Origin of the sequence: Acinetobacter sp. CIP 101934 (genome assembly GCF_000369585.1) — a bacterium.
Taxonomy (GTDB): domain Bacteria; phylum Pseudomonadota; class Gammaproteobacteria; order Pseudomonadales; family Moraxellaceae; genus Acinetobacter; species Acinetobacter schindleri.
Genome location: NZ_KB850093.1, coordinates 45,558 through 48,107 on the forward strand (window position 1 = coordinate 45,558; position 2,550 = coordinate 48,107).

Consider the following 2,550-nt stretch of genomic DNA (forward strand, 5'->3'; position numbering starts at 1 on the left):
ATATTCCTTATAGATCAGCTGCTAACTGTTTATGTAATAACCTTGCAATTAAAACACACACTTCTCAATAAAGACCAAATTATAGAACTAGGGTTACCAGGGCAGACTAAATTTTTCCTATAGGTTAGTCGTGTTCAAAATAAGAATTTCTATTATTCAGGTTATGATAACTTTTCCGATTTATATTTTTCTTTATAGCCCACTTTTAACAAATCCGGATAATACTTTTTTACCTTTTCAGGGTCGAGAAGTTCAAGTGAAATCCTTTCTTTAAACGCTTCGATCTCTTCGCCTACATTGGCATATTTCCCCCCGAATTCGGGATATTTGATAAGGTCACACAATTTTTGAGCGAAAAATATAGATTGTTTTGGTGTCAACTGATATGTCGGTTCCAGTATCTTATCACTAACAATTAAGGAAGCTTTTTGATTAAAAGAAAATTCGATATGTGTAATTGTTCTTCCTTCTTTTTTTTGCTCATAACTTACGTCGATATCAGTAAGTTTATTAATTTGATCTATGGCAACCGTCAATACACGCTTTTTGAAATCTCCCATGGTTTTATATTCATTTTCAAGTAGACCTAACTTATCACGCAATTCAACCATACTAATATATAGCTTGCCTTTGCTACGCCATCTAATCAAAAGTTCATACAGCCGTATAGCGTATACACTAGATAATTGAGAAATTTGCTTTAATTCATAACGAGTAAACTTTTCTTCAAGTTTTACAAAAAGCTGTAAAATATCAGGAGCAAAAATTAGTTGAGCGCATGCGGCTTCTTTAACATAGCCAACTTTTGATACCCAACGGCTTTTGTAGACCGCTGGCCTACCTGTAACAGGATCTATGGCCTTATAGGTGAGTCTACGTTCAAACAAGTTATCACACGCTCCCTGAAGAGCCTCATAGGCCGCTTGACGACCCAAATTAAAGTGCTTCATGTATTCAGACGCATGGATTGTTAGCAATGTATCCGATGTAAGCTCTTTTTCAATTTCCCTAGCTGCAATAATTGCAACTAAAATTAAGCGTTGTTCAGACAGAGTCAATGCATAAGATGCTTCAATCAAGTTATTGTCTTTATAAATCAGATTTGCCATATTGTGATTAAAGAAATAAGTTCCATTAATAGACATTAACACTTAATGTCCATTAATGGAAGATATATTTATGCCAAGAAAACGTCCATTTATATCAAGAAAACGTCCATTTAAATAAAGGAAAATGTCCACTTATTGTCAGGAAAACGTCCATTTAAATAAAGGAAAATGTCCACTTATTGTCAGGAAAATGTCCATATAAATCCTCTGAAAACTATACCGTATAAGGCATTCAAAGGTCCTATAAATATAAATTTAAAGATATATATAAAATTAAAAAAGAACATTACTTGTGGATAACTTTATTTTTTAACTTTATTTTTCACAATAGTTGATTCAGGAGATTGAAACTTGTACATTATTTTTAACAAAATTACGTAACTTACATAACTTATGATTATCTTGGTAGGTGGTGAAAAAGGCGGAGCTGGTAAAAGCTGCCTCGCCCAAAACTTAGCAGTTTATTTACAAAAAAAGAATAGAGATGTTCTGCTTCTAGATGCAGATCCTCAAGGTACAACGACTGACTGGATTAAAGAACGTGATGAAAATGAGGATTTAAAAAATATTCCATCTGTACAAGCTTCAGGCAATATTCGTCAAGTTTTAAAAGATTTATCAAAAAGATATGAAGATATTATCATTGATGCTGGTGGACAAGATTCGGAAGCATTGCGTTCTGCTATGACTATAGCAACACATATGCTATTGCCTTTTAGGCCTAAACGTAGAGATCTAAAAACTTTGGATCATATGGAACAAGTATTAAAACTGGCACGAGCAGTGAATCCAGATTTGAATGCAAGAGCAATCATTACACAATGCCCAACATTACCGTCACAAGTACAACGAATTTTAGATGCTAAAGAAGCCTGTGTATCGTTTGGAATAAAAGCCTTAGACCAAATCACGACAAATCGAAATGTTTATGATGATGCAGATGAAAATGGCTTATCTGTTTTTGAAGTAACAAGTGATCCTAAGGCAAAAGCAGAAATTGAAGGGATAGCTCAAGAGTTTTTAGGAGTATAATTATGGCAGGTCTTAGTGGTTTAAAAAAGAAAAATGACGAGCTTTCAGATCAGGATAAACTGGTTGAAAATTTCATATCTGGAGCTGATAAAAGAGTTAAGGATCTAGAAGTTTCACAAAAGAAATTCGTTCGTTGTACCTTTTCTTTAAACCAAGAATTAAGTGAATTAATTGATGAGCTGATTATCAAAAGTAATAATGCTCGTGTTAACAGATCTAGTATTGTAAGAATAGCTTTAGAGTCACTGGCAGAGCAGAATTTAGAAGATTTTAAGCAGTTAGTTGATAATAGTTTTAAATAAAATTGAGAATGGGTTATTTAATTTATAAAATTAAATAACCTAACTTCATAACTTCATAACTTCATAACTTCATAACTTCATAACTTCATAACTTCATAACTTCATAA

At 32.8% G+C, this 2,550-nt stretch carries 3 protein-coding genes; 2 read left to right on the top strand and 1 reads right to left on the bottom strand.

The features are described 5' to 3' along the window. Positions 1-161: 161 nt before the first annotated feature. Positions 162-1,109, bottom strand: a complete 948-nt coding sequence (gene repM / locus F899_RS00355; RefSeq protein WP_026444494.1) for a replication initiation protein RepM — start codon at positions 1,107-1,109, stop codon at positions 162-164. 393 nt (positions 1,110-1,502) lie between these two features. Between repM and F899_RS00360 the strand changes: the two genes are divergently transcribed. Both F899_RS00360 and F899_RS00365 read left to right on the top strand, forming a co-directional pair. Next, positions 1,503-2,141 carry an AAA family ATPase gene (locus F899_RS00360; RefSeq protein ID WP_004897614.1) on the top strand — a complete coding sequence of 213 codons (639 nt, stop codon included), beginning with the start codon at positions 1,503-1,505 and terminating at the stop codon, positions 2,139-2,141. A gap of 2 nt (positions 2,142-2,143) precedes the next feature. Further along, positions 2,144-2,443 (top strand): hypothetical protein, encoded by a 300-nt coding sequence (locus tag F899_RS00365; protein WP_004897615.1) that lies wholly within the window; start codon positions 2,144-2,146, stop codon positions 2,441-2,443. Positions 2,444-2,550 lie beyond the last annotated feature (107 nt).

What these genes read in the sequence shown, in the direction of transcription:
- repM (WP_026444494.1), bottom strand. Translation starts at nt 1,109, where the DNA reads ATGGCAAATCTGATTTATAAAGACAATAACTTGATTGAAGCATCTTAT.
- F899_RS00365 (WP_004897615.1), top strand. Translation starts at nt 2,144, where the DNA reads ATGGCAGGTCTTAGTGGTTTAAAAAAGAAAAATGACGAGCTTTCAGAT.
- F899_RS00360 (WP_004897614.1), top strand. Translation starts at nt 1,503, where the DNA reads ATGATTATCTTGGTAGGTGGTGAAAAAGGCGGAGCTGGTAAAAGCTGC.